This window comes from Microbacterium sp. (genome assembly GCF_047606385.1).
GTDB lineage: Bacteria > Actinomycetota > Actinomycetes > Actinomycetales > Microbacteriaceae > Microbacterium.
This window is the reverse complement of the sequence record NZ_JASGEL010000093.1, coordinates 1-24,600: the sequence shown is the minus strand read 5'-3', so window position 1 is coordinate 24,600 and position 24,600 is coordinate 1. Positions and strand designations below refer to the sequence as shown.

At 69.4% G+C, this 24,600-nt stretch carries 24 protein-coding genes, 1 tRNA gene and 3 pseudogenes; 6 read left to right on the top strand and 22 right to left on the bottom strand.

The window, feature by feature from the left end:
• Positions 1 to 80: 80 nt before the first annotated feature.
• On the bottom strand, positions 81 to 866 hold the full coding sequence (locus QM626_RS09110) for an isoprenyl transferase (RefSeq protein WP_415076212.1): 786 nt from the start codon (positions 864 to 866) through the stop codon (positions 81 to 83).
• 86 nt (positions 867 to 952) lie between these two features.
• Here QM626_RS09110 and trhA point away from each other — a divergent pair, with 86 nt between their 5' ends.
• Positions 953 to 1,669 (top strand): PAQR family membrane homeostasis protein TrhA, encoded by a 717-nt coding sequence (gene trhA, locus QM626_RS09105; RefSeq protein ID WP_415076210.1) that lies wholly within the window; start codon positions 953 to 955, stop codon positions 1,667 to 1,669.
• A 15-nt stretch (positions 1,670 to 1,684) separates the two neighbouring features.
• Here trhA and QM626_RS09100 read toward each other — a convergent pair whose 3' ends face one another.
• Positions 1,685 to 1,975 (bottom strand): hypothetical protein, encoded by a 291-nt coding sequence (locus QM626_RS09100; RefSeq protein ID WP_415076208.1) that lies wholly within the window; start codon positions 1,973 to 1,975, stop codon positions 1,685 to 1,687.
• 90 nt (positions 1,976 to 2,065) lie between these two features.
• Between QM626_RS09100 and QM626_RS09095 the strand changes: the two genes are divergently transcribed.
• Together QM626_RS09095 and greA are read left to right on the top strand one after the other, a co-directional pair.
• Positions 2,066 to 2,464, top strand: a complete 399-nt coding sequence (locus QM626_RS09095; protein ID WP_415076206.1) for a DUF4307 domain-containing protein — start codon at positions 2,066 to 2,068, stop codon at positions 2,462 to 2,464.
• Positions 2,465 to 2,555: 91 nt separating this feature from the next.
• On the top strand, positions 2,556 to 3,047 hold the full coding sequence (greA, locus tag QM626_RS09090; protein WP_415076204.1) for a transcription elongation factor GreA: 492 nt from the start codon (positions 2,556 to 2,558) through the stop codon (positions 3,045 to 3,047).
• A gap of 5 nt (positions 3,048 to 3,052) precedes the next feature.
• Here the strand turns inward: greA and ilvA are convergent, their stop codons facing one another.
• Both ilvA and QM626_RS09080 read right to left on the bottom strand, forming a co-directional pair.
• Positions 3,053 to 4,279, bottom strand: coding sequence for a threonine ammonia-lyase (gene ilvA / locus QM626_RS09085; protein ID WP_415076202.1), 1,227 nt, complete (start codon positions 4,277 to 4,279; stop codon positions 3,053 to 3,055).
• On the bottom strand, positions 4,276 to 5,463 hold the full coding sequence (locus QM626_RS09080; RefSeq protein WP_415076200.1) for an AI-2E family transporter: 1,188 nt from the start codon (positions 5,461 to 5,463) through the stop codon (positions 4,276 to 4,278). Before QM626_RS09080 ends, ilvA begins: the two co-directional genes overlap by 4 nt.
• A 58-nt stretch (positions 5,464 to 5,521) precedes the next feature.
• On the opposite strand from QM626_RS09080, the gene QM626_RS09075 reads away from it, so the two are divergent.
• Positions 5,522 to 6,763 carry a winged helix-turn-helix domain-containing protein gene (locus QM626_RS09075; RefSeq protein ID WP_415076198.1) on the top strand — a complete coding sequence of 414 codons (1,242 nt, stop codon included), beginning with the start codon at positions 5,522 to 5,524 and terminating at the stop codon, positions 6,761 to 6,763.
• 5 nt (positions 6,764 to 6,768) lie between these two features.
• Here the strand turns inward: QM626_RS09075 and QM626_RS09070 are convergent, their stop codons facing one another.
• Positions 6,769 to 7,218, bottom strand: coding sequence for a GNAT family N-acetyltransferase (locus tag QM626_RS09070; RefSeq protein WP_415076196.1), 450 nt, complete (start codon positions 7,216 to 7,218; stop codon positions 6,769 to 6,771).
• 62 nt (positions 7,219 to 7,280) lie between these two features.
• On the opposite strand from QM626_RS09070, the gene QM626_RS09065 reads away from it, so the two are divergent.
• Entirely contained in the window at positions 7,281 to 8,747 is a 1,467-nt protein-coding gene (locus QM626_RS09065; RefSeq protein ID WP_415076194.1) for a DUF222 domain-containing protein, read from the top strand.
• A gap of 66 nt (positions 8,748 to 8,813) precedes the next feature.
• Here the strand turns inward: QM626_RS09065 and QM626_RS09060 are convergent, their stop codons facing one another.
• From QM626_RS09060 to QM626_RS09040, 5 genes are all read right to left on the bottom strand, one after another.
• On the bottom strand, positions 8,814 to 9,701 hold the full coding sequence (locus tag QM626_RS09060) for a M48 family metalloprotease (RefSeq protein WP_415076192.1): 888 nt from the start codon (positions 9,699 to 9,701) through the stop codon (positions 8,814 to 8,816).
• A 20-nt stretch (positions 9,702 to 9,721) separates the two neighbouring features.
• Positions 9,722 to 10,291 carry a LemA family protein gene (locus tag QM626_RS09055; protein ID WP_415076190.1) on the bottom strand — a complete coding sequence of 190 codons (570 nt, stop codon included), beginning with the start codon at positions 10,289 to 10,291 and terminating at the stop codon, positions 9,722 to 9,724.
• Positions 10,292 to 10,340: 49 nt separating this feature from the next.
• A complete protein-coding gene (locus QM626_RS09050; protein ID WP_415076188.1) occupies positions 10,341 to 11,657 on the bottom strand; it encodes a D-arabinono-1,4-lactone oxidase in 1,317 nt (438 codons plus the stop codon).
• Positions 11,654 to 12,895, bottom strand: a complete 1,242-nt coding sequence (locus tag QM626_RS09045; protein ID WP_415076186.1) for an amino acid deaminase/aldolase — start codon at positions 12,893 to 12,895, stop codon at positions 11,654 to 11,656. Before QM626_RS09045 ends, QM626_RS09050 begins: the two co-directional genes overlap by 4 nt.
• Before the next feature lie 294 nt (positions 12,896 to 13,189).
• Positions 13,190 to 13,519: a hypothetical protein gene (locus QM626_RS09040; RefSeq protein ID WP_415076184.1), complete on the bottom strand. Its 330-nt coding sequence runs from the start codon at positions 13,517 to 13,519 to the stop codon at positions 13,190 to 13,192.
• A 121-nt stretch (positions 13,520 to 13,640) separates the two neighbouring features.
• Here QM626_RS09040 and QM626_RS09035 point away from each other — a divergent pair.
• Positions 13,641 to 14,937: pseudogene (locus tag QM626_RS09035) on the top strand (ISL3 family transposase).
• Positions 14,938 to 14,941: 4 nt separating this feature from the next.
• On the opposite strand, the gene QM626_RS09030 reads toward QM626_RS09035, so the two are convergent.
• The 12 genes and pseudogenes from QM626_RS09030 to QM626_RS08975 all read right to left on the bottom strand — a co-directional run.
• Positions 14,942 to 15,748: a hypothetical protein gene (locus QM626_RS09030; RefSeq protein ID WP_415076182.1), complete on the bottom strand. Its 807-nt coding sequence runs from the start codon at positions 15,746 to 15,748 to the stop codon at positions 14,942 to 14,944.
• Positions 15,749 to 15,777: 29 nt separating this feature from the next.
• Positions 15,778 to 16,695 (bottom strand): ABC transporter ATP-binding protein, encoded by a 918-nt coding sequence (locus tag QM626_RS09025; protein ID WP_415076180.1) that lies wholly within the window; start codon positions 16,693 to 16,695, stop codon positions 15,778 to 15,780.
• Between the two features lie 92 nt (positions 16,696 to 16,787).
• Positions 16,788 to 17,117 carry a hypothetical protein gene (locus QM626_RS09020; RefSeq protein ID WP_415076178.1) on the bottom strand — a complete coding sequence of 110 codons (330 nt, stop codon included), beginning with the start codon at positions 17,115 to 17,117 and terminating at the stop codon, positions 16,788 to 16,790.
• A 777-nt stretch (positions 17,118 to 17,894) separates the two neighbouring features.
• Positions 17,895 to 18,125: pseudogene (locus QM626_RS09015) on the bottom strand (IS1380 family transposase); the annotation flags it as partial.
• Positions 18,126 to 18,423: 298 nt separating this feature from the next.
• Positions 18,424 to 18,496, bottom strand: a tRNA-Leu gene (locus QM626_RS09010).
• Between the two features lie 28 nt (positions 18,497 to 18,524).
• Positions 18,525 to 19,871: an NAD(P)/FAD-dependent oxidoreductase gene (locus QM626_RS09005; protein WP_415076176.1), complete on the bottom strand. Its 1,347-nt coding sequence runs from the start codon at positions 19,869 to 19,871 to the stop codon at positions 18,525 to 18,527.
• Complete coding sequence (locus tag QM626_RS09000; protein WP_415076174.1) at positions 19,868 to 21,145, bottom strand: S8 family serine peptidase; 1,278 nt, start codon at positions 21,143 to 21,145, stop codon at positions 19,868 to 19,870. The genes QM626_RS09005 and QM626_RS09000 overlap by 4 nt, the downstream gene beginning before the upstream one ends.
• On the bottom strand, positions 21,142 to 21,672 hold the full coding sequence (locus tag QM626_RS08995; RefSeq protein ID WP_415076172.1) for a DUF501 domain-containing protein: 531 nt from the start codon (positions 21,670 to 21,672) through the stop codon (positions 21,142 to 21,144). The genes QM626_RS09000 and QM626_RS08995 overlap by 4 nt, the downstream gene beginning before the upstream one ends.
• A 26-nt stretch (positions 21,673 to 21,698) precedes the next feature.
• Positions 21,699 to 22,193 carry an FtsB family cell division protein gene (locus tag QM626_RS08990; RefSeq protein ID WP_415076170.1) on the bottom strand — a complete coding sequence of 165 codons (495 nt, stop codon included), beginning with the start codon at positions 22,191 to 22,193 and terminating at the stop codon, positions 21,699 to 21,701.
• 42 nt (positions 22,194 to 22,235) lie between these two features.
• Positions 22,236 to 23,516: a phosphopyruvate hydratase gene (gene eno / locus QM626_RS08985; protein ID WP_415076168.1), complete on the bottom strand. Its 1,281-nt coding sequence runs from the start codon at positions 23,514 to 23,516 to the stop codon at positions 22,236 to 22,238.
• A 92-nt stretch (positions 23,517 to 23,608) separates the two neighbouring features.
• Positions 23,609 to 24,298, bottom strand: a complete 690-nt coding sequence (locus QM626_RS08980; protein WP_415076166.1) for an O-methyltransferase — start codon at positions 24,296 to 24,298, stop codon at positions 23,609 to 23,611.
• Between the two features lie 80 nt (positions 24,299 to 24,378).
• Positions 24,379 to 24,600, bottom strand: a pseudogene (locus QM626_RS08975) (SGNH/GDSL hydrolase family protein); the annotation flags it as partial.

The window sequence follows — 24,600 nt, the reverse complement described above, 5'->3', positions numbered from 1 at the left end:
GCGCAGACCGGATCCCGGGCGTGTCGCGTTACGGGTTCGTGAACAGTTCGGCGCGGGGGCACCGGGCCGAAATCGCGGCCTCAGCGGCCGTAGCGGCGATCGCGCTTCGCGTAGTCGCGGATCGCGCGCAGGAAGTCCACCTCTCGCAGGTCGGGGCCCAGCGCCTCGACGAAGTAGAACTCGCTGTGCGCGCTCTGCCACAGCAGGAAGTCGCTCAGGCGCTGCTCCCCCGACGTGCGGATCACCAGGTCGGGGTCCGGCTGACCGCCGGTGTACAGGTGCTCGCCGATCTGCTCCGGGGTGAGGCTCGCCGCGAGCTCCTCCAGCGAGCCCCCGTCCGCATCGTGCTGGGTGATGATGCTGCGCACGGCGTCCACGATCTCGCCGCGGCCGCCGTAGCCGACCGCGAGGTTGACGTGCAGGCCTCGATGGTGCGTGGTGCGCGCCTCGGCGTCCGCGAGGGTGCGCGCCAGCGCCTCCGGCAGCAGATCCGCCCGGCCCACGTGCTGCACCCGCCAGTCCGGCTCGGCGGCCAGCTCGTCCGCGAGCTCGGCGATGATCTCGATGAGATCGTCCAGCTCCCGCGAATCGCGCTTGCTCAGATTGTCGGTGGAGAGCAGGTAGAGCGAGACGACCCGGACCCCCACGTCGTCGCACCAGCCCAGGAACTCGTGCATCTTCGCCGCGCCCGCGCGGTGCCCGTGCGCGGCGGTCGCGAAGCCGAGCTGACGTGCCCAGCGGCGGTTGCCGTCGATCATCATCGCGACGTGCTGCGGCACCGAGCCGGCCGGGATCCGGCGGCGCAGCCGCGTGCTGTAGAGCCGATACAGCGGTCCCCGCTCTCCCCGCGCCCGGCCGTTGTTCACGCCCCTACGCTACCTCGCCCGCGCTTCACACCCGATGCACAGCGTATGTGCCCGTCACGGCATACGTCCGCCTCTACGCTGAACGCGTGAGTCGACGCACGCGAGTTCCCGAGGTGCCCTCGCTTCCGCTGATCGAGGCTGCGGAAGCGGACGCCGCCGTCGAGATCCGGCCCACCTGGCGTGGCTGGATCCATGCGGCGACGTTCCCGGTGGCGCTCGCCGCCGGCATCGTGCTCATCGCGCTCGCGCAGGGCACGGCGGCCAAGTGGTCGGCGGCCGTGTTCATGACGACGTCGCTGCTGCTGTTCGGCAACTCCGCGGTGTATCACCGGTTCGACTGGCGTCCGCGGGTCAAGATCGTGCTCAAGCGCATCGACCACGCGAACATCCTCCTGCTGATCGCGGGCACCTACACCCCGCTGGCCGTGCTCGCGCTGCCGACGGACGAGACCGTCGTGCTGCTGTCCATCGTGTGGGGCGGCACGGTGCTCGGCATCCTGTTCCGGGTGTTCTGGATCCATGCCCCGCGCTGGCTGTACGTCGCGCTGTATCTGGTGCTGGGCTGGGCCGCGCTGATGTACATCGCCGACCTGTTCGCCGCGAACACCGCGATGATGGTGCTCGTCGTCGTCGGCGGGGTGCTCTACACGCTGGGAGCCGTGGTCTACGCGCTCAAGCGGCCGAATCCGTGGCCCGGGCGGTTCGGCTTCCATGAGATCTTCCACGTGTGCACCGTGCTGGCGTTCCTCTGCCACTGGACGGCGAGCCTGCTGATCTGCCTGCAGCCCGCCTATCACGCCTGATCCGGGCGTCCGCGGTCAGGAGCGCTCGGAGGGGTCGATGTCCTGGTCGTCCACATCGGAGTCGCGGACCGCCGCGTCCGCCTGCTGCTCCGAGAGCGCCTCGGCGTCGAGCTCCTCCCGCACCTGCGCGCGATAGCTCCCGCGGCGGATGCGGCGGAGCATGTCGATGATGAGCAGGATCACGGCGATCCCGAGCAGCGCCATCACGGTGAACCCCCAGGGGCCGGGAGTGACGAGGTCGTCGGCGACCGTCGCGGTGTCCGACGGCGACGGCGTCGCGTCCAGCGCCCACAGGAGTGCGTACATGGGTGTCCTTCGTTCCAGGTCAGCGTGCACCGGCAGGACGCCGACAGCGCCTAGCCTGGTATCAACCCTAATTCCCGGACCAGAGGCCGCATGACGACGCAGACCACGCAGCAGAAGCTGGACGAGCGATACGGGCGCACGGCGCGCAGTCGGCGCTTCTGGGCCGTGTTCACCGCCGTCGGCGTGGCGGCGATGGTGGTCGTCATCGGCTGGATCGCGATCAGCTACACCGAGGGCTCGACGGACGCGACGACGACCGGCTACACGATCGACGACGCCCACTCGGTGACGGTGACGTTCCAGGTCACGGTGGTGGCCGGCTCCGCGCTGGCGTGCGCCGTGGAGGCGCAGGACGACGATCACGCGGTCGTCGGCTGGCGCATCGTGCAGTACCCGGCCGCGTCGGCGCAGACGCAGTCGTTCACGGAGACCGTGCCGACCGTCGCGGCGGCGACCACGGGTTTGGTCGATAGCTGCTGGGTGCCGTAACCTGTCGGCACTGTGAACGATGCCCCGGCGGTCTGCCGGGGCGTCTCGGTTTTGGCGGACCCACGGGTCCGCCCCGACGAAGGAGACACCCGTGTCCACTGATGCCCCGGTGACCTTCCTCACCCAGGACGCGTACGACCGGCTCGTCGCCGAGCTGGAGCACCTCTCGACGACCGGCCGCGAGGAGATCGCGAAGCGCATCGAGGCGGCCCGCGAGGAGGGCGACCTCAAGGAGAACGGCGGCTACCACGCCGCCAAGGACGAGCAGGGCAAGCAGGAGGCCCGCATCCGCACCCTGCAGGGACTCCTCAAGACCGCGAAGGTCGGGGACGCCCCCGCCGCCTCCGGCGTCGTCGAGCCGGGCACGGTGATCACCGCGACCGTCGCCGGCGGCGAGGAGGTCTTCCTGCTCGGCAACCGCGAGATCGCGGCGGGCAGCGAGCTCGACGTGTACAGCGAGGCGTCGCCGCTGGGCGCCGCCATCCTGGGTCTGAAGGTCGGCGACAAGACCTCGTACACGGCGCCGGGCGGCCGTGAGATCGCCGTCGAGATCCTCGGCGTCGAGACCTACGCCGGGCAGTAGGCCGATCAGTCCGGCACGACGGAGGGCGCGAATCCCGCGTCCTCCAACGCGCCGATCACCTGCATCCGGTGCTCCTCGCCCCGGATCTCCACGCTCAGCTGCAGGATCACCTCGCTGATCTGCAGCCCCTGGCCGTGCCGAGTATGCATCACCTCGATGACGTTCGCTCCGACCTGCGCCAGCAGCTCGGAGACCCTGGCGAGCTGGCCGGGACGGTCCGGCAGCGGGATGCGCAGCGTCATGTACCGGGCGGATGCCGCCAGGCCGTGCGAGACGACCCGCTGCAGCAGCAGCGGGTCGATGTTGCCGCCGGAGAGGATCGACACGGTCGGCCCCGACGCCGTCACCTTGCCGGTGAGGATCGCGGCGACGCCGACCGCACCCGCCGGCTCGACGACGAGCTTGGCCCGCTCGAGCAGCACCAGGATGGCGCGGGCGATGTCGTCGTCGCTGACGGTGACGACATCGTCGACGACGTCCTTGATGATCGCGAACGGCACATCGCCGGGACGGGCGACGGCGATGCCGTCCGCGATCGTGGGCGTGGTCACGACCTCCCGCGGCTCCCCCGCCGCGAGCGAGGCGGGATAGGCGGCCGAGTTCTCCGCCTGCACCCCGATCACCCGGACGGTGCGCCCCTCGGCGGCCGCTCGCGCCTTGATCGCGCTGGCCACGCCGGCGATGAGGCCGCCGCCGCCGATGCCGACGAGCACGGTCTCCACCTCGGGGCACTCGTCCCACAGCTCGAGCCCCAGGGTGCCCTGTCCGATGACGATGTCGCGGTGGTCGTAGGGGTGGATGAGCACGGCGCCGGTGCGCTCCGCGAACTCGGCCGCCAGCCGCAGCGGCGTCTCGACCGTCGTCCCCTCGAGCACCACCTCCGCGCCGTAGCCCCGGGTGGCGAGGAGCTTGGGCACCGGCACCCCGAGGGGCATGAAGATCGTCGCCGGGATGCCGAGCCGCTGCGCGGCCCGCGCCACTCCCTGCGCATGGTTGCCCGCGGAGGCCGCGACGACGCCGCGGGCACGCTCCTCGGCGCTCAGGCGCGAGAGGCGGTACGCGGCGCCGCGGATCTTGAACGAACCCGTGCGCTGCAGGTTCTCCAGCTTCAGCTGGACCGGCACACCGAGCACCTCGGAGAGGTATTCCGAGCCCTCCAGCGGGGTCCGGCTGATCAGCGGTCGCAGCGTCTGCGCGGCATCCTCGAACTCGGCCAGCGTCGGCAGGGTCACGCACGTCTCCTTCGGGGTCGGGGAACGGTGCTCCAGATCAGGTCGCCCGGTGCCGGGGCCTTGCCCGTCTCCCACGCCCGGCTGGAGAGATACACGCCGGCCACGTTCACGAAGGCGGCCAGCGGCACGGCGAACAACGCGCCGGGGATGCCGCCGATCATGGCGCCGCCGGCGACCACGAGCACGACCGCCAGCGGATGCACCTTGACCGCGGAGCCCATCAGCAGCGGCTGCAGGATGTGCCCTTCGATCTGCTGCACCGCCAGCACCACCGCCAGCATCCACACGGCGATCCAGACGCCGTTGTACACGAGGGCGAGGAACACCGCGAGGGCACCGGTGACGACCGCGCCGACGAGAGGGATGAACGAGCCGAGGAAGACCAGCACGCCGACGGGGATGGCCAGCGGCACGCCCAGCAGGAACGCGCCGAGCCCGATGCCGACCGCGTCGATCGTGGCCACCAGCAGCTGGGTGCGCGCATAGTTGACGACCGTGACCCAGCCGGCACGCGCGGCGCCGTCGACGGCGATGCGCGCGCGGGCGGGGAACAGCTTCGTCGTCCATCGCCAGATCCCGCCGCCGTCGGCGAGGATGCACAGCAGGATGAACAGGGTCAGCAGCGCGCCGGTGCCGACGTGCCCGACGGTCGAGCCGATGGCCAGCGCCCCGGACCACAGCGCCTGGCCCTGCTCCTGCAGCAGGGTCAGCGCCTGTCCGAGATAGTCGTCGATCTGCTCGGCCGTCAGGTGCAGCGGGCCGTCGATGAGGTATTGCCGGAACTGGGTCACGCCCTCGACCGTGCGGGCCTGGACCGATGCCCACTGCAGCGTGATCTGCCAGACCGCCAGCCAGAGCAGGCCGGAGACGATCGCGAACGTGCCGATGACGGCGATGACGATGGCCAGCCAGCGCGGCACCCGGTGACGCAGCATCCAGGTGAACGCGGGCCAGACCAGGGCCGCGATGAGGATCGCGACCATCAGCGGGACCACGAGGAGCTTCAGCTGGATCACCAGCCAGATCACCACGCCCGCCGCCGCGGCGATGACCAGCAGCCGCCAGGCGAACGCGGTGGTGACCCGCAGTCCCCGTGGCACGGCGTCGGTGACCTCCGTGGACACGGTCCGGTTCCGCAGCGCGTCGAGGAACGTTCCGCGCGGCTTCTGCTCGGAGTCCGTCATCCGGCCAGTCTAGGACGGCACGGCGTCCGATCCCCCCGCGGCGTCCTAGGGTTGACGGGTGCGTTCCCGCCTGTCCCTCCCCGAGGCGCGCCGCGTCGCCCTGGCCGCGCAGGGAGTCGGCCGGCCCGTGGCGATCCCGGTCTCCTCTCGGGCGATGCGCCGCGAGCTGGGGCGGATGGGGGTGCTGCAGATCGACTCCGTCAACGTGTTCGCCCGATCGCACTACATGCCGTTGTTCTCGCGTCTGGGTCGTTACGACACGGCGCAGCTGGACCGGATGCTGTTCGCCTCGCGCGCGCCGTACGTGGAGGTGTGGGCGCATCAGGCGGCGTTCGTGCCGGCCGAGGACTGGGCGCTGTTCGCCTTCCGGATGGCCGAGCACCGCGAGCGCCACGCGCGTCGAGTCGACCCCGACACCCTCCGCTGGGTACGCGACGAGCTCGCGTCGCGAGGACCGCTGCGACCGGGCGAGATCGAGACGGATGCCGCCCGTGCACCCCGCGGGCCGTGGTGGGACTGGGGCGCCGTGAAGCACGCGCTGGAGCATCTCTGGCGCTGCGGGGAGGTCGCGATCGCCGGCCGGCGCGGCTTCGAGCGGCGGTACGGGCTGGTCACGGACGTCCTCCCGGCGGACGTGCTCTCACGCCCGGTGCCGCGTGAGGAGGCGCTGCGCGTGCTGGTGCTGCGTGCCGCCCAGGCCTGTGGCGTGGCGACCGTCGCCGACCTGGACGACTACTGGCGCATCGGCGATCAGCGCACCGTCCGCGAGATCGTGCGCGACCTCGCCGCGGCGGGCACGCTGGTCCCCGTCGCGGTCGACGGGTGGCGTGAACCGGCGTGGCTGCACGCCGAGGCGCGCGTCCCGCGCCGGCTGACGGCGGCCACGGTGCTGACGCCGTTCGACCCGGTCGTGTGGTTCCGGCGGCGCGCCGAGCGGCTGTTCGGCTTCGACTACCGAATCGAGATCTACACGCCGGCCGAGCGCCGTCGCTTCGGCTACTACTCGCTGCCGGTGCTCGTGGACGATGCGCTGGTGGGACGCGTCGACCTGAAGGCGGACCGTTCCGCGTCGGTGCTGCGCGTGCAGTCCGCATGGTGGGAGCCGGGGCGTCCCGCGGCGGCCGCCGAGCGGCTGGCCGGCGTGCTGCGCGAGGCGGCCGCGTGGCAGGGGCTCGCCGGCGTCTCGATCTCGCGCTGGGGCGACGCGACCGGCGACCTGGCCGCAGCGCTGCCGGATGCCGAGCGGCACGAGCACGCGCTCGCCGAGGCCGTCGCGCTGGCGAGCGAGGAGCCGGGCTGAGCCGGTCAGTCGGTGAGCTTCACCTGGTATTGGATGAATCCGCTGCGGGTGGCGACGCGATCGTAGAGTGCGCGCGCCGTCTCGTTCGTCTCCTCGGTCAGCCAATAGACCTTCGCCGAGCCGTGCTGTCGCGCCCAGGTCACGACGTGCGCGATCAGCGCCGCACCGACCCCGGCGCGGCGAGCAGCTGGCGCGACGAAGAGGTCCTCCAGATAGCAGTAGTCCGTCCTCGTCCACGTCGCCGGATGCGTCAGCCAGTGGACGAGACCGACCGCGTCACCTCGCTCGTCTCGTGCGAACGCGCCATGAACCGGCGATGCCGGATCGAGCAGGCGGTCGAAGGCAGCGGCCGAGGTCTCCGCGTCCAGGCGCGCCTCGTAGAAGGCGAGATATCCGTTCCACAGTGCTCGCCATTCTGCATCGTCCTCGGGAGTCATCGCGTGGATGGTCACCATCCGGTGAGCCTACCTTCCGCGACAGCCCGGCCGATGTCGGAGGCCCCCGGCAGAATCGGAGTATGGCAACGCAGTCCCCCGCTCCCTCGGTCGACGAGACCGCCGGGCTGGTGCACGCGCTGTTCGCTGCCGTCGCCGATCCTGCGGCACTGGTGGCATCGAGCGACGACGAGCTGCTGGCTGCCGTGGTCGATGCCGAGAGGCTCGGCCGGGTGATCGATGCGGTGCGGATGCTGGCCGCCGGCGAGGTCGCCGAGCGCTCACGGCGGATGCTGGGCCCTGACTCGCTCGCCGTCAAGCGCGGGTGCCGCTCGGCGGCCGAGCTGCTGGAGCGGATCACCGGCATCGCGGGGGCGACGGCGCGCGAGCGGCTGCGCACGGCCGAGCGGCTGCGGCCCGGCGCGACCCTCGCCGGCGAACTGCTGCCGTCAGCGTTCCCGGCCGTGTACGGGGCGGTGGCGCGCGGCACGCTGTCCGTCGATGCCGCGGCCGCGATCACCGCCCTGCTCGGACCCGCGCGAGAGCACGGCGTCGACGCAGAGGATCTGGCGGCAGCGGAGCGAGAGCTCGTCGACGCGGCGCTCGGCACCGGGACCGGCTGTCCGGCCTCGGCCGACGAGGTACGCATCATGGCGCAGGCGTGGGCGCTGTTCCTCGACCCCGATGGTGCTCTGCCCGACGAGCAGAAGGGCATGCGCCGACGAGGGCTCACCCTGGGCAGACCGCACGACGGCACCGTGCCGTGCCGCGGCGAGCTGCTGCCGGAGGTCGCCGCCCAGCTGCAACGGCTGATCGACGCCTATGACAACCCGCATGTCGCCCGCGCGGCGCAGGGCGTACGCGGTCCGGTCTTCCACGAGGACGGGCCGATGACGGCGGCCCGGACGCCCGACACCCGCTCGGCGACGCAGCGCCGACACGATGCGCTCGCCGGCATCCTGGCCGCCGCAGCCTCGCATGCCGGAACCCCCGCGCTCGGCGGCGCGGCACCCACTCTCGTCGTCGCCGTCACCCCCGACCAGCTCGACGCCGCCGACGGGGTCGCGTTCCTCCAGGGCGTCGACGCCGATCTCGCACCCGTCCCCGCCGCGGTCGCCCGGCACACCGGGTGCGCCGGGCAGGTGCAGAAGGTCGTGATCGCCCCCGAGGGCCGCATCATCGAGCTGGATGCGCCGCAGCGCATCTTCACGGCGCATCAGCGCCGGGCCATCACCCTGCGCGACGGCGGGTGCATCATCCCCGGCTGTCACGTGCCCGCGACCTGGTGCGAGGTGCATCACGTGATCGACCACGTGAAGGGCGGAGCGACGCACACCGATAACGGGGTCCTGCTCTGCTGGTGGCACCACCGCACGATCGACACCTCCGGCTGGGAGATCCGGTTCCGCGACGGCGTCCCCTGGATCAGGCCGCCGGGCTGGCTGCACCCCGCCCGCACCTGGCATCCCGCGCCGCAGTCGCCACTGCAGGCCTGGCGCCGACGACGCGCGGTGCGGCGGCGGGCGCGCACCGTGATGACGCCCGCGTGACCTCTCACTCCTCGGGCGACCACGCCCGCGGACGCCGTGACGCCCTGGGGAACCGGCCCCGCACGGTCAGAACCGGCCGCCCATCTCGTGCAGCCTGGCGATACGGTCCGGGATCGGCGGGTGCGTGGCGAACAGGCGCGCCATCGCGTTCGGCCGCAGCGGATCGGCGATCCACAGGTGCGCCATCGACGTGTTGGCGCGTCTGAGCGGCGCCGCATGCTCCTGCAGCTTCGCGAGCGCGGACGCGAGGCCCTCCGGGTCACGGGTGGTCAGCGCGCTCGTGGCGTCGGCGAGATACTCGCGCTGACGAGAGATCGCGGCCTGCACCAGCGCGGCGAGCAACGGCGCCACGATCGCCGCGACGATCCCGAAGATCAGGAACACGAGCTGAGCCTGGTTGTTGCCGCCGCGACGGCCGCCGCCGAAGAAGGCGATGCGCAGCAGCATGTCGGCGACCAGTCCGAGCGCGACGACGAGGCCGAACACGAGGAGCGACACTCGGATGTCGTAGTTGCGGATGTGGCCGATCTCGTGGCCGAGCACGCCTTCCAGCTCCCGGTCGGTCATGACCTCGAAGAGCCCCGTCGTCACGGTGATCGCGGCCTTGTCCGGCGTCCGCCCCGTCGCGAACGCGTTCGGCGTCGGGTCGTCGACGACGTAGAGCCTCGGCATGGGCGTGCCCGTCGCGATGCAGAGGTTCTCGACCAGCCGGTAGTACCGCGGCGCGTCCGCCTTCGACACCTCGAGCGCCCCGGACAGCGCGAGAGCCTCCCGGTCGGCGAGGAAGTACTGCGCGACGGCGTACCCGGCCGCGCCGACGAGCACGAACGCGGTGATCCACCAGTTGTTCCCGGCGAGCCAGCCGGCGAGCGCTCCGATCGCTCCCAGGAGCAGCACGAAGAAGATGAGGATGAACCAGGTGTTGCGCTTGTTGCGCGCGATCGCGGAGTACACGCGACGGGCTCAGTGCTGGATCAGAACTGCACGCGCGGCGGCTCGGCGATCGCCGCGCCGTCGACGACCTCGAAGAACTCGCGCTCGCTGAACCCCAGGCGGCGCGCGAACAGGTTGTTCGGGAACACCTTGATCTTCGTGTTCAGCTCACGCACGCCGCCGTTGTAGAACCGCCGCGAGGCCTGGATCTTGTCCTCGGTGTCGACGATCTGCTGCTGCAGCTGCAGGAAGTTCTGGCTCGCCTGGAGCTGCGGATACGCCTCGGCGACGGCGAAGATCGACTTCAGCGCCTGCTGCATATGCCCCTCGGCGATGCCCGCCTCGGCCGGGCCGGAGGCGTTGATCGTCTCCGCGCGCGCCTGGGTGACGTTCTCGAAGACGGCCTTCTCGTGCGCCGCGTAGCCTTTGACGGTCTCGATGAGATTCGGCAGCAGATCGGCCCGTCGCTTGAGCTGGACGGTGATGTCGCTCCAGGCCTCGTCGACCCGCACTCCGAGCTGCACCAGCGAGTTGTAGGTCGCCCAGAGGTAGACGCCGACGATCACCACCAGTGCGACGACGATCAGAACCGGGATGAGCCATTCCCACATAGCCGAAGTCTCCGTTTCGTATTGGCTTCATCCTACGCCGCGCGGCTGATCACTCGCCGAGCACGCGGACCAGGTAGGCGTTGGCGAAACGACGGTCGGGGTCGAGCCGATCGCGCAGGGCGAGGAAGTCGTCGAAACGGGGATAGCGCGCACGCAGCGTCCCGGCGTCCAGCGTGTGCATCTTGCCCCAGTGCGGGCGTCCGTCGAAACCGGTGAGGAGGAGGTCCTCGACGGCACGGAAGTACGCGGTCGGGTCCTCGCGCCAGTACCGGTGGACGGCGATGTAGGCGCTGTCGCGCTCGTACGCGGTGGAGAGCCAGCGGTCGTCCGCGGCAGCGACGCGCACCTCGATCGGGAACGAGACCGCCCAGCGCTCCCGGTCGATCATCTCGCGCAGCGCGTCGAACGCGGGGCCGAGGTGCGCTGCCGGGATCGCGTACTCCATCTCGCGGAAGCGGACGTCGCGGTTCTGCGTGAACACACGGGTCGAGCGGTCGGTGTACTCCCGCTCGCCGATCGTCCGGGCGCCGAGCCGGGCCAGCGGCGTCGACAGCGGCGGCACGACGGTGGCGGCCGCGCACAGCGCCCGATACGCATAGGTGGACAGCAGCGTCTCCTCCACCCACTTCTTCGCCGCGGGCAAGGGATGCCGCGGCGCGCTCTCCTGGCGCCGCGTGTTCTGCTTGGTCAGCGCGACATCGGTGCGTGGGAACCAGTAGAACTCGACGTGATCGGTCGCGCGCATCCGCTGGTCGATGTCGGCGCGCACCGTGTCGAGGGGCTCTCGCCGTTCGGCCGCGTGCAGGAGGAAGGCCGGCACGACCTGCAGCGTCACCTCGACCAGGATGCCGAGCGCGCCGAGGCCGAGCGCGACGGCGGGCAGCAGCTCCGCGTTCTCGGCGTCGTCGACGCGCATCAGCTCGCCGTCGGCCGTGACCAGCGTGACGCCGACGACCTGCGTGGAGATCCCGCCGAAGGCGGCCCCGGTGCCGTGCGTGCCGGTCGAGACCGCACCGGCGACGGTCTGCCGGTCGATGTCGCCCAGGTTGGTCATCGCCCAGCCGTACGGCGCGAGCAGCCGCGGGATCCGATGCAGCGGAGTGCCCGCCCGCAGCGTCACGCGCCGCCGATCGCGGTCGAGGTCCGCGATCCCCTGCAGGTCGCGCAGGTCGAGCAGGATGTCGGGCGCCACCGCGATGCCGCTGAAGCTGTGACCGGCGCCGACCGCCTTGATGCGCAGGCCCCGTAACGCGGCGGATCGCACGGCGCGCTGCACCGCGCCCACGGAGGCGGGGAACTCCACGTGCATCGGATGCACGCGCGCCGTGCGCCCCCAGTTGCGCCACGTGCCGCCCGGTCTGGTCACAGGAACGCCCTCCCCTCGCCGCGATAGGTCGGGTATTCGGCCACGACGTCGTCGCCCGAGACGACGGCGTAACGGTCGACGCGCTCGGCGAGCTCGCCGCTCTTGGCGTGACGGAACCAGACGCGGTCGCCCGCGCGCAGCGAGCGCGCGTTCGGCCCCTGCAACGGCGTCTGCACCTCTCCCGCGCCTTCCCGGCCCAGCGTGCGCAACCCGGTCGGCCACACCGGCTCGGGCTGGCGCGAGGCCACCGGGGGCCCGGAGGCGACCCAGCCGCCGCCGAGGACGGTGGCGACGTCGGGCAGCGGCTTGCGCACGACATCGAGGGCGAAGGCCGCGGCGGGCGCCGGATCGAACGCGCGGTAGCGGGAGAACAGGTGCCCGGCGAGCAGCCCGCTGCCGGCGGTGACCTCGGTGACCGCCTCGTCCGCGGCGGTCACCTCGAGCGAGCCCGTGCCGCCGCCGTTGACGAACTCGAGCGGCGCGACGTCGCGCAGCGCCGTCGCGATGGCGCCGCGCCGCTCCCGCAGCTCGTCGGCGGAACGGCGCTGCATCCAGCGGATGACGGGGTCGCCGGGGCCGGCGGCATCCGGCTGCCCCGCGATCTGCGCCTCGTACATCATGAGACCCACCAGACGGAACCCGGGACGGCCGGCGATGTGGCGGGCGAACCGGGTCACGTCCGCGACCTCGTGCAGGGGCGAGCGGCGCACGCCCACGTGCCCGAGCGCGGCGTTGCGCCAGGAGGCGTCCGCATCGATCGCGACGCGGATCACCGGGCGCGTGCCCGGTGCGGCCACGGCGTCGACCAGATCGAGCTGGGCGGGGTCGTCGACCATGAGGGTGATGCGTGCGGCGGCCGCGTCGTCGGCGACCAGCCGGCCCAGCGCGACCCGGTCGGCCGTGGGGTAGCCGAGCACGACGTCGCGGTGCAGATCGTCGCCGGAGCCGGCGAGCCACAGCGCCTCGGGCAGGGTGAAGGCCAGGATGCCGGCGAAGCCCGGCATCCGCAGCAGCGCGTCGAGCACCTCCCGCACCCGGATCGACTTGCTCGCCACCCGGATCGGCACTCCCCCGGCGCGCACGAGCATGTCCAGCGCGTTGTACCGCAGGGCGTCGACGTTCAGCGCCGCGACGGGTGCCGGCACGGTCGCCGTGGCGTGTGTCATCGCCCCCCAGTAGGCCCACGGCTCGCGCCATGGCTCGGCGGCGCCCCGCGGCGCGAGCAGATCGAGGGTCACGGCGCCAGCCTACGCGCGCGTGCGGATCCCGATCACCGTCCTCACGCGTCCACGCTTCCGAGGAGATCCTCGCTTCTGAGGAGGATCGTGCGCCTGACGCACCTCGGCATCCGGAATCTCCTCAGAACCGTGACCGACGGCACGACACCGGATGCCGTACCCCCGATGGGACTCGAACCCACACTGAAGCGATTGCACGTCGTGCGCCTGATCCGTCCGCTTACTCCTGATAATACTGACTTGGCCGGCAATCGGCCGCGGTTAGAGCCAGTGGCAAACAGGCAAACGAGCGCATTAAGTGGCGAATATGTGGCAAACGCCATAGCGGACCACGTCGTCGTTCGGCGCCGGCTCAGCTGGCCTCATCGAGCCCGGGGGCCGCTCCGCCCAGCCGTCGACAATATCAGCGGGCGGCAGAAGCTTCGCGCGAGTGATGACCGTCTCCCAGTCGCCGTTGTAGTCGGAGACCCTGTTGTCCTTCACCGTGCCGCCGGAGATCACGACCCGAGACCCCTCGACCGGGTCCCAGTTCACGCTCAGCCCGCCAGGCGTCTCCACCTGGTTGTCGACGACACCGGAAGTCTTCCAGTAGATAACGTGACCATCGTCGTCCATCATCGTCACGTGATGAGCGGGCAGCTGGCTGAGCGCGTCGGTCGCTGGTTGAGGGTCGAGGTCTTCGGATGATGGGAGTTCCTACACTGACCATCTTCCGGAAGACCTCGACCTTCCGGAAGACCTCGACGTGCTCCACGCTACCTTCGCGACCCCTGATCTGACCGTGTTCTGCCGTCTCGACGAGCTCGGGCTCGTTGCGACGGGACAGTCGATCGGCCCGGACCGGGCGGTGATCGAGTGCCGCGTCGCCGAGCCGGATCCGTGGTGCCGGGGCTGTGGTAGTCAGGCGCTCTCGCGCGGGACGGACACGCGGCGGCTCGCGCATGAGCCGTTCGGGCACCGCCCCACGACGTTGCTGGTCCGTGTCCGCCGATACACGTGCGCCGGTGCGGGAGATCCTGGCGTGAAGACCTCGCTGCTGCGGCACCTGAGCGGGCGAAGCTGTCTCGTCGAGGGATGCGGTGGGCGCTGGAAGGCATCGTGCTCGACCACCTCACCGCGTCGCGTCTCGCCGCAGGTCTCGGGGTGTCCTGGCACACGGCGAACGATGCGGTCCTCGCCGAAGGACGTCGAGTGCTCATCGACGAGCGTGGCCGGTTCGATGGGGTCCGGGTGATCGGCGTCGACGAGCATGTCTGGCGTCACACCCGCCACGGCGACCACTACGTGACCGTGATCATCGACCTCACCCCGGTGCGCGAGAAGACGGGACCGTCCAGGCTGCTGCACATGCTCGAAGGCCGTGTTCAAGTCCTGTCTCGCCGCCCGCCCGCAGCACTGGCGCGACGGGGTCGAGGTCGTCGCGATCGACGGGTTCACCGGGTTCAAGACCGCTGCTACGGACGAACTGCCCGACGCGGTGACGGTGATGGACCCGTTCCACGTCGTGAGGCTGGCCGACGACGCGCTCGACGAGTGCCGCCGCCGGATCCAGCGCGACACGTTCGGGCGGCGCGGGCGGAAGAACGACCCGCTCTACAAGGCCCGCTGCACCCTCCACACCGGCGCCAGCCTGCTCACCGAACACCAGCACCGCCTGGAGGAGCTCTTCGCGAACGAGCAGAACGCCGAAGTCGAGGCGACCTGGCGCATCTAACAGCGGATGATCACCGCTTACCGGGAACCCGACTGCAAGCTCGGGAAGTTCGTCATGCAGCAGGTCATCGACTCGCTCTCCAGCAGCGTCCCGACCCTGCTCGTCGAACTGCGTCGCCTCGGCCGCACCCTGAAGCAGCGCACCGCCGACATCCTCGCGTTCTTCGACAGACCCGGCACCAGCAACGGCCCGACCGAGGCCATCACCGGCTGACTCGAGCACCTCCGCGGCTCGGGCCCTGGGCTTTCGGAACCTGACGAACTACATCGCACGGTCGCCGCTGGAGACCGGCGGCTTCAGACCCCACCTACACCCTCAAATGCGATGAACCCCTATACGTCGTGCCAGCGCAAGACGCAGAATGCGCCAGTGAGGGAGAGACCAACCCACACGATCAAGACAATCATTGAAAGAATCGGACCATCAGTAGAGGACTCGAAAATACCGACACCTGCACTAGGGAGGAACCGAAAAACAGCACGAGCCCAATCCGTTCCAATGGCAAGTAGAACAATAGGAACCAGGAGAAGAACGCCTAGCGAGCATACAATTCCCCAAACAAGTGATCTAGTAAAAAAGGCAATTCCGAAAGAAAATAAAGAAATAAGTGCCAGGAACAGCGCCGCTCCCAGAATTGCGTAAATGATATCGAACCCCAGATCGCCGCCGCTCTGTGAGGAACTGGAAAGTGCGAAGGCCGCGGGGATGACCGAAAGCCCGAAAGCCAACAGTGCAGCCAAAAACACCGCTATAAACAGGGAAATCGATTTCGAAATAAGAAGCAACGCTCGATTTGGAATGCGCAATAGAGATTCCCCAATTTGATGTCCCCGGTATTCGTGCCCCGCGTACATAGATCCGATGATCGCCGCCAAGAAGCCATCCGAGTTCGCACTCGAAACGATGAACATGGCGCCATTGTTGGGTGATGCGCTCAAATCGCTGCCGTTCCGCAGCGTGAGGGGAATGTCATTGATGGTGGATGCTGTGAGCGCGCAGAGCCCCACCTGAAACACAACCAGCGCCACGACGCACCAAACAACCGATCGCAGAACCCAGAAGGCGTACATCTCTGAACCCAGCGCCCGCCAGAACGTCACCCCTGGAAATGCGGTTCTTCCGAACACTCCGTCGTTCACCAATCCTTCTGTCGCCAACACGTATCCACTTAGAGCGTCCCTAACTCGTGGCTCGACGAATACTCACTCGCAGCATTGGTGAGACGGAAGTACACGTCCTCAAGACTTCCGGGCACCTCTACGCCAGCACTCAGGGGGACATTGAATCGTTCCGCAATCCTTCGAACCTGGTCAATGCCGGCAAAGATGCTTAGGGTATCGGCGCTGAGAAAGTGATAGTAGACCTGAGACGACCGCAGTGCGGCAGCCAAATCGCTTGAACGCGTTGTCTGGACGCGAGCCGCCACAACACCATGCTTGTCTAGGATCGACTGCACGGAATCATGAGCAACAACTTTTCCCAGCCCCATAATAATCAGACGATCGGCCAAGTCGGCTATTTCGCTGACACTATGACTCGATATCAAAACCCCTCGCCCGCTACTGACAAAGTAGCTCAGAAATCCCCTCATCCACGAAATCCCCTCAGGATCCAATCCATTCAGCGGTTCATCCAGCACCAGCAGCCGAGGATCTCCCAAAAGAGCTGCGGCCATTTTCAACCGCTGCCGCATTCCAAGCGAATATGTTCCAATTGCCTTGTTGCCAGCGGCGGTCAAGCCACTCCAAGAAAGAACTTCTTCTACGCGTGAGCTTTTGATTCCGTGAGTAATGGCCATTCGCTTAAGGTAGCGTCGAGCGTTAAACCCACTTGGAAGGGTGGTGAACTCTAGCGAGGCGCCAACTTTACGGATTGGAGCAGACAAGGATGCGTAGGTCTCGCCGTCAATCAGCGCCGCACCTGAATCCACCGAAGATAATCCGAGAATCATTCGAATCGTCGTTGTCTTGCCTGCACCATTCGGGCCTAGGAGTCCGATAATTTCACCTGGACGCACTTCAAAACTGATCGAATCAACAACTCGCTTCGAACCTATAGTCTTCGACAAGTTTTCGACTTCAAGCACGTCTTACCTCTTCGCAGCTCCGGAATGAAACGAACCGCGAATACTCGCGACGTACTCGTCGCATGCATCCGCGGCTCGTTTCACATAAAGCGTTATCGAATCAGAATTACAACCAGCACCCAGGAACCGTTGTAATAATAGCACCCCGTGAGTGCCGGGAAATACGCGACCTCGTAGACATTCGCCCAGAACTGGCATTCCACCTCGGAACCTAAAACTCGCCAGACATTGCCCCAATCAATATCGGCGGGACGGACGACGGACTGCTGTAGTGACTCTGGAGCCTGGGCTGCCGTGACGCTCGGAACGGTCGAGACGCTCGTGGCGGCATTCGCCGGAGCGGCAAGTCCCAGCGATCCGAATGTGATGATCAACGTCGCCACGAGGATGGCGGTCAGCTTTTTCCAGTTGCCTTTTAACATTTCACCTCCTTAAATCCTAGGAGATCCGATTTTGTATGGGATTGTCAGCAAAGCCTATTGGGACGTTCTCTGCAGTGTGGCCCGCCAGTTCATGAACACCTGCTGCCGGTATCTGTTCGCGGGAATTAGTTCGATATGTGCGAGGTTATTGGCATCCCACTCGAGCGCGCCGAATTCGTGCATCAACGAGTAGAGGCGAACGCCGTCCAAAATGGACACGCGATAAGTGGGCAGCCCGCGTCCTGGAACTTCACTCACTAGTTCGCTTAGAGAAGTTACAATTGTCCCGCCGCCGCCAAAGGAGATGATTGGGAATCGGACGGTGGCGAGCGTTTCGAGTGGGATGCCGACCGACTCGGCATAGGCTGGAAATTGCCACACTGGCACCGCCGGGCGATCTTCTGTCTCTGACCCCGCCAGCGACCCAACGAACAACGAGTCCGGGCGCGTACCCGCTGGGAGCCGGGCAGATGCCGCGATCTCCTGTAACAACAGCTCACGCTGTGCCGGGGTGAGAGGGCCTTCCGGAATCATCTGTTCCTCGATCCGCCAAAGCATTGCGTCCTTCCGGACGGGAGCAACCTGACAGTATCGCCGCCGCGGCTGACGTGCAAGGCTTGGGACTGCTGCCGGCTTAGCCTCGATTCACCGATGAGTCTGGGGTGCACGGGGTCCCCGTGATCGGGCCGTTTTGAGGTGCAGCGGGCAGGGCTGAGACCCGGGCGTCGCATCCCGGTCGTCCACTGGATCCTTGGTCGTGCCGTTTCGCGGCGTTGGTCAGCTGGTCGCGGCTGGTGGTGGTGCGTGTGTGATCGCGAACAGCCTTGTGAACGCGTTCTCCCAGGGCCACGCTGTCGGCAGGTGCAGCATGACGCGGCGTGCGGAGCAGGCCAGCCGTGCGGGCACGTGGACCCGGGTGCGGCGGATCGTCACGGTCGTCGCTCTGGCGAGCCTGCCGCCGTGATCGGCCAGGATGCTGGCGGCGCGGGTGGGGTTGAACGCGATCACGGGCCGCTCCTTTCGGAGACCCGGTCTTCCCCCGTGGTCTGCCGGAGCCTGTTTGGCGTAGGTGTGGGTGCGACCATAGCCATACCTATGTGTTCCGTACCGAACACGCCTGCGGTGGCACCAACCGCCGCACTAGTCGGGCCGACTGGCGCCATCTGTGGGGGTGTCTCCGCGCCAGCACCGATCGGAGCAATATCCGGCGAATAAGTGGCGAACGGCTACCCGACTGGGATGAGGTGGCCCATGTTCTATACCTCCCGATTACGCGGAATGATGCGGATGTTCAGGAGATTTTCCGTACCCCCGGTGGGACTCGAACCCACACTGAAGCGATTTTAAGTCGCCTGCCTCTGCCATTGGGCTACGGGGGCGCACCGCCACCCTAGCCGCGGCCGGACGTCACCGCGGACGCGAGGCGAACTCGTCGAAGAACGAGCGCGGCGTCTGCAGCGCCTCGATGCCGACGATGTCGCGGCCGAGCCAGAAGTTGTTCCACCAGCCCCACAGCACCCGCCACTTGCGCTCCCACGACGGCATCGCCAGTCCGTGATAGCCGCGGTGGGCGACCCAGGCGACGAAGCCCTTGAGCGCGAGCTTGCCCGACTGGAAGACGCCGTTGTAGAGGCCGAGCCCCGCGACCGCGCCGAGGTTCTTGTGCACGTAGTCTCGCGGCAGCTCGCCGCGGATCACGGCGGTGATGTTCTTGGCGAGGCGCTTGGCCTGTCGCACGGCGTGCTGCGCGTTGGGCACGCAGAAGCCCCCCACCCCGCCGCCGCTGAGATCCGGCACCGCGGCGACGTCGCCCGCCGTCCAGGCGCCCTCGACGACGCTGCCCTCGGCGTCGACGACCTGGAGGGTCGCCTTCGCCCGGATGCGGCCGCGCTCCTCGCTGGGCAGGTCGCTGCCCTTGACCACCTGCGGGTTGGCCATCACGCCGGCCGTCCACACGATGATGTCGGTGGGGATGACCTCGCCGGTCGAGAGCTCGACGTTGCCGTCGACGGCGCCGGTCACCTGCGTGTCGAGGTGCACGAACGCGCCGCGCTTCGCGAGGTCCTTCAGCACCCACTCGCTCGTCTTCAGCGACACCTCGGGCATGATGCGGCCCATCGCCTCCACGAGGTGGAAGTGGGTCTCGTCGAAGCTCAGCTGCGGGTACTTCGCCAGCAGCGAGGAGGCGAAGTTGCGCAGCTCGGCGAAGGTCTCGATGCCGGCGAAGCCTCCGCCGACGACGACCACGGTCAGCAGCCGCTCCCGCGCCGGACCGGGCGGGAGCGCGGCGGCCTTGTCGAAGTTCGAGAGCAGCTTGTCGCGCACCCAGACGGCTTCCTCGATGGCCTTCATGCCGATCGCGTTGTCGGCGATGCCGGGGATCGGGAAGGTGCGGGACACCGAGCCGGCGGTGACGACGATCTCGTCGTACGGGAAGGCGTAGGGCTCGCCGCCCTCGGGGGTGATCGTGGCGACCTTGTTGGCGTGGTCGATCTTGGTGACCTTCGCGGTCACCACGTTCGTGCGCGAGAGATGACGCCGGGTGGAGACCACCGCGTGACGGGGCTCGATGGAACCGGCGGCGACCTCCGGGAGGAACGGCAGGTAGGCCATGTACGGCAGCGGGTCGACGACGGTGACGTCGGCCTCCCCGCGGCGCAGGTGCTTCTCGAGCTTCCACGCGGTGTAGAACCCCGCGTAGCCGCCGCCCACGATGAGGACACGGGGGGTGACGGTGGTCTCGGTGCTTGTCACGATGAGGAGGACTCCTGGGATTCAACGGTTGCGCGGGATGCGCGCGCCGATCGGACACGTCGGACAGCAGCGGTGACGCCGAGCGCTATCAGTATAGCGGCGAGTGTGAGCGCCGACAGCGGCAGCGAGCCGTAGAGGAGGGTGTCCGGCGTCGGCAGCAACGGGGACACCGCCGTCGACGGCTGCTCCGCCGCCGGCAGCGCCGGCACCGCCACGGCCGTCGTGTCCGGGTCGGGGGCCGCGGTCACCGCGGCGCGCCGGTGCACGCGGATCCACTCGCGCAGGTCCCCCATCGGATTGGCCGTGACCGTGGCGACCTCGGCCGAGACGGCCGCGGCGGCGTCCACGATGCCGTAGCCGTAGAGCGCGTCCGGGAGGTCGGTCACCCCGGCGGGGGCGTTGGCGGTGCGGATGATCCGGTTGATCACGTTCGCGGCATCCAGCTCGGGGTGCGCGGCCCGCACGAGGGCGACGATTCCGGCCACGATCGGGGCGGCGCCGCTCGTGCCGCTCCATCTCACGAGGGTGCCGTCGGCGGACACCCCGAGCAGTTCCTCGCTGGGGGCGGCGACGCCGATGGTGATCCCCTGCGTGGACGCCTCGACGCTCGCCTGCCCGTCCGGGCCGACACCCGCGACCGTGAGGACGCCGGGGATCGTCGCCGGCGCGCCGACCTGGTCGGTGCCGCTCCCCCGGTTGCCCGCCGCGACCACGACCACGACGTCGTGGTCGAACGCGTAGAGGAACGCGTCGTCCCAGCTGGTGTCCCAGTCCAGGGAGTTCGTCGTGAACGACAGGTTGATGACGTCCGCGCCGTTGTCGACCGACCAGCGGATGGCGTCGGCCACCTGCGTCGCGAACGGCACCGGGCTGCCGCTGTCGATGCCGAGCGAGACCGACAGCAGCTCCGCCTCCGGCGCGACCCCGATCATCCCGGACACCGGGCGCGCCGCGGCGAGCGAGGCGACCCAGCTGCCGTGGTCGCGATCCGACGAGCCCACCGGTGTGCGGCCGTCGGCGCTTCCCTGGCCGGAGAGATCCGTGCCGGCCGCCACGGCGTCGGCGAAGGCCGATGCCGTGCCGATGCCGGTGTCGATGATCGCGATGCGCTCGCCCGCGCCCTTCGTCGTCCGCCACGCCTGGGTGATGCCGTTGTCGGTGAGCCAGTACTCCTGCGACTGCAGGTCGGTCGCGGCGGCGGCGGGCTCCGTCGGGGCCAGCACCGCCGCGACCAGGATCACCGCGGCGATCCCGAGACGGCGCGAGGCGCTCACGAGCCAGGACCGTCCGTCGCCGCGCCGGGCTCGGCGCAGACGCACCGTGCCGGCGACCAGTCGGCGCGGGCGAGCGCCGCGTCCCCGATCGGGTTGACGCCGGGGCCCGCGGCCAGCGCGTGTCCGGCCAGGGCGTGCAGGCACTTCACCCGGGTCGGCATGCCGCCCGCCGAGACGCCGGCGATCTCGGGCACCTCGCCGTAGCGGGCACGGTCGGCGAGGTAGGACCGGTGGGCGGCGAGGTAGGCCGCGGCGACATCGGGATCGTCGAGCTGTGCGGCGAGCTCGGGCATCACGTGCTCGGCCTCCAGCCGCGACATCGCGGCGGTCGCGACCGGGTGGGTGAGGTAGTAGAAGGTCGGGAACGGCGTGCCGTCGGCGAGTCGGGGCGCGGTCGCGACGACGGTCGGGTTCCCGCACGCGCACCGCGCCGCGACGCCCACGACGCCCCGAGCCGGACGGCCGAGCTGGGCCCGCAGCACAGCCAGCTCGGCGTCGGTCACGGGCGCGAAGGGGGGCGTGGTCACCCCGCCAGGCTACCGGCCCGACGCGGTCAGTCCTCGGGTCCGACCGCCGTCTGCGCGGCACCCGCGGCCACCACCGAGCTCACCAGCTGCGACATCCAATCGGTCGGCGTCTGCTGCACCTCGTCGCTGACCGGCGTCTCGTCCTGCGGCTGGTCGGCGGCGTCCAGATCGTTGTCGACCAGATACACGACCTCGCCCGGCTTCACGTAGTACAGCCGTTCGCGGGCCTGGGTCATGATGTATGCCGGATCGCTCCAGCGCTCGCTCTCGGTCTGCAGCTCGTCGATCTCGTCCTGCGTGACCGACACCGACTGCTCGAGCACCGCGATGCGCTGCCGCTGGTCGACGTAGGTGCCGATCGTGGGCACGAGCACCAGCACCGCCAGCACGACCAGGCCGAGCATGATGACCATGAAGCCGGACAGGCGGATGCCGCCGAGCCACTCGCGCACGTCGACCCGGCGCCGCGGCGTCCGCGCCGGCCGCCGGGAACGGGAAGGGGGAGCCGTTCTCTCGGACAACGACTCCCCCTTCCGCGGGCTCTGATCAGGATGCGCGGGGCGTCAGCCCTGGAACCGGGGGAAGGCGCCGCGGCCGGCGAAGGTCGCCGCCTCGCCCAGCTCCTCCTCGATGCGCAGAAGCTGATTGTATTTCGCGACGCGCTCGCTGCGCGCAGGCGCACCGGTCTTGATCTGGCCGCAGTTGGTGGCCACCGCCAGGTCGGCGATCGTCGTGTCCTCGGTCTCGCCGGAGCGGTGCGAGAGCATCGAGCGGTAGCCGTTCGAGGTGGCCAGGCTCACGGCGTCCAGCGTCTCGCTCAGCGTGCCGATCTGGTTGACCTTCACGAGCAGCGCGTTGGCGACGCCGAGGTCGATACCCTTCTGCAGGCGGGCCGGGTTGGTGACGAACAGGTCGTCGCCGACGAGCTGCACCTTCGTGCCGAGCTTCTCGGTGAGCGCCCTCCAGGCGTCCCAGTCGTCCTCGGCCAGGGCGTCCTCGATCGTGACGATCGGGTAGTTGTCGACCAGGTCGGCGAAGTAGTCGGTGAGCTGCGCGGCCGTCCACGGCTTGCCCTCGACCGTGTAGACGCCGTCGTGGAAGAACTCGGTCGCTGCCACGTCGAGGCCCACGGCGATGTCGGTGCCGGGGGTGAAGCCCGCCTTCTCGATCGCCTTCAGCAGGAAGTCGAGGCCCTCGCGGTTGCTGGGGAGGTCGGGGGCGAAGCCGCCCTCGTCGCCGAGGCCGGTGCCGAAGCCCGCGGCCTTCAGCTCGCCCTTGAGGACGTGGTAGACCTCGGTGCCCCACCGCAGCGAGTCCGCGTAGGTCGCAGCCCCGATGGGCGCGAGGAAGAACTCCTGGAAGTCGATGCCGTTGTCGGCGTGCTCGCCGCCGTTGATGACGTTGAACAGCGGGACCGGCAGCACATGGGCGTTCGGGCCGCCGATGTAACGGAACAGCGGCAGGTCGGCGCTGTCGGCGGCGGCCTTGGCCACCGCCAGGCTCACGCCCAGGATGGCGTTGGCGCCGGTGCGCGACTTGTTGTCGGTGCCGTCGGTGGCGATGAGGATCTCGTCGATGACCCGCTGCTCGCTCGCGTCGATGCCCTCGACCGCCGGCCCGAGCTCGTCGATGACGGCGTCCACGGCCTTGAGCACGCCCTTGCCGCCGTAGCGGCTCTTGTCGCCGTCGCGCAGCTCGTACGCCTCGAACGCCCCGGTCGACGCGCCGGAGGGGACGGCCGCGCGCTGGACGATGCCGTCGTCGAGCAGCACCTCCACCTCGACGGTCGGGTTTCCGCGCGAATCCAGGATCTCGCGCGCGCCTACAGCCTCGATCAGTGCCACTGGGGACTCCTTGAGTTGGGGAGGTGGGTCTCGGGCTCGTGTGCCCGCGTCGAGTCTAGTGACGACGGCTGTCGGCGAGGAGAGCGAGTCGCTCAGCCCGCGACGGCGTCGGTCAGCACGGCGACCGCGACGCCGTCCCACCCCTTGAGGTCGAGCGTCTGCAGCGCCGTCGCGTCGAACCGGGGGTCGGAGCCCAGCATCTCCAGCCCGGCGCGCACGCCGAGGATCTGCGGATGCGTCGTGGCCGCGTCGGCGACCGCGCCGCTGCGGGCCACGTTGTCGACGACGATCACCGTGCCCGGGTGCCCCAGCCGGGCCGCCCACTCCTGGTACAGGGTGTTGGACTCCTTGTCGGCGTCGATGAAGATCAGGTCGAAGGGGGCCTCGCCCGCCAGCGTGGGCAGGACGTCGGCGGCGACCCCGATCTCGATCCGCACCCGGTCCGACACGCCGGCGCGCTCGAGGCTGTGCCGCGCGGTGCGGGCGGCAGCGGCGTCCGCGTCGATCGTGACGACGAGCCCGTCCGATGGCAGCGCCCGGGCGAGCCAGATCGTCGAGTAGCCGCCGAGCGTGCCGATCTCGAGGACGCGGCGGGCACCGGCGATCCGCGCCAGCAGATGCAGGAGCTTGCCGCCCAACGGGGCGACCTCGATGGATGCCAGGCCCGCGGCATCCTGGTCGGCGACCGCCTGCTCGAGGTCCGGATCGTGGCCGACAAGCGTGTCCGTGAGATAGGCGTCGACGGCGAGCCAGCTCGCGCGGGTCGGTGTCGGCTCTGACATGGGCCCAGCCAAACCCGGGCGACACGAGGGCGTCAAGCCCCCGGCGTCTCGCCGCGCGGGGTGCGAAGGCTCCCGAACGGTCAGGGGGCGAGGGCGCGCAGCACGGCGGGCAGGAGGGCATCGGCGGTGCGGCGGTAGCCCAGCGCGCTCGGGTGGAACCGGTCGAGCGCGAACATCTCGGCGGGCGACTCGAGGAACATGGGCCCGACCAGCCGGCCGAGCGGCACGACCTCCGCGCCGGCGGAACGCGCGGCCTGCGCCTGGGCGGCGGCCAGCTGGCGGGACAGGCGGGACACGAGGGC

What these genes read in the sequence shown, in the direction of transcription:
- QM626_RS09100 (WP_415076208.1), bottom strand. Translation starts at nt 1,975, where the DNA reads ATGTACGCACTCCTGTGGGCGCTGGACGCGACGCCGTCGCCGTCGGAC.
- QM626_RS09095 (WP_415076206.1), top strand. Translation starts at nt 2,066, where the DNA reads ATGACGACGCAGACCACGCAGCAGAAGCTGGACGAGCGATACGGGCGC.
- QM626_RS09080 (WP_415076200.1), bottom strand. Translation starts at nt 5,463, where the DNA reads ATGACGGACTCCGAGCAGAAGCCGCGCGGAACGTTCCTCGACGCGCTG.
- QM626_RS09070 (WP_415076196.1), bottom strand. Translation starts at nt 7,218, where the DNA reads ATGGTGACCATCCACGCGATGACTCCCGAGGACGATGCAGAATGGCGA.
- QM626_RS09065 (WP_415076194.1), top strand. Translation starts at nt 7,281, where the DNA reads ATGGCAACGCAGTCCCCCGCTCCCTCGGTCGACGAGACCGCCGGGCTG.
- QM626_RS09055 (WP_415076190.1), bottom strand. Translation starts at nt 10,291, where the DNA reads ATGTGGGAATGGCTCATCCCGGTTCTGATCGTCGTCGCACTGGTGGTG.
- QM626_RS09020 (WP_415076178.1), bottom strand. Translation starts at nt 17,117, where the DNA reads ATGTTAAAAGGCAACTGGAAAAAGCTGACCGCCATCCTCGTGGCGACG.
- QM626_RS08980 (WP_415076166.1), bottom strand. Translation starts at nt 24,298, where the DNA reads ATGTCAGAGCCGACACCGACCCGCGCGAGCTGGCTCGCCGTCGACGCC.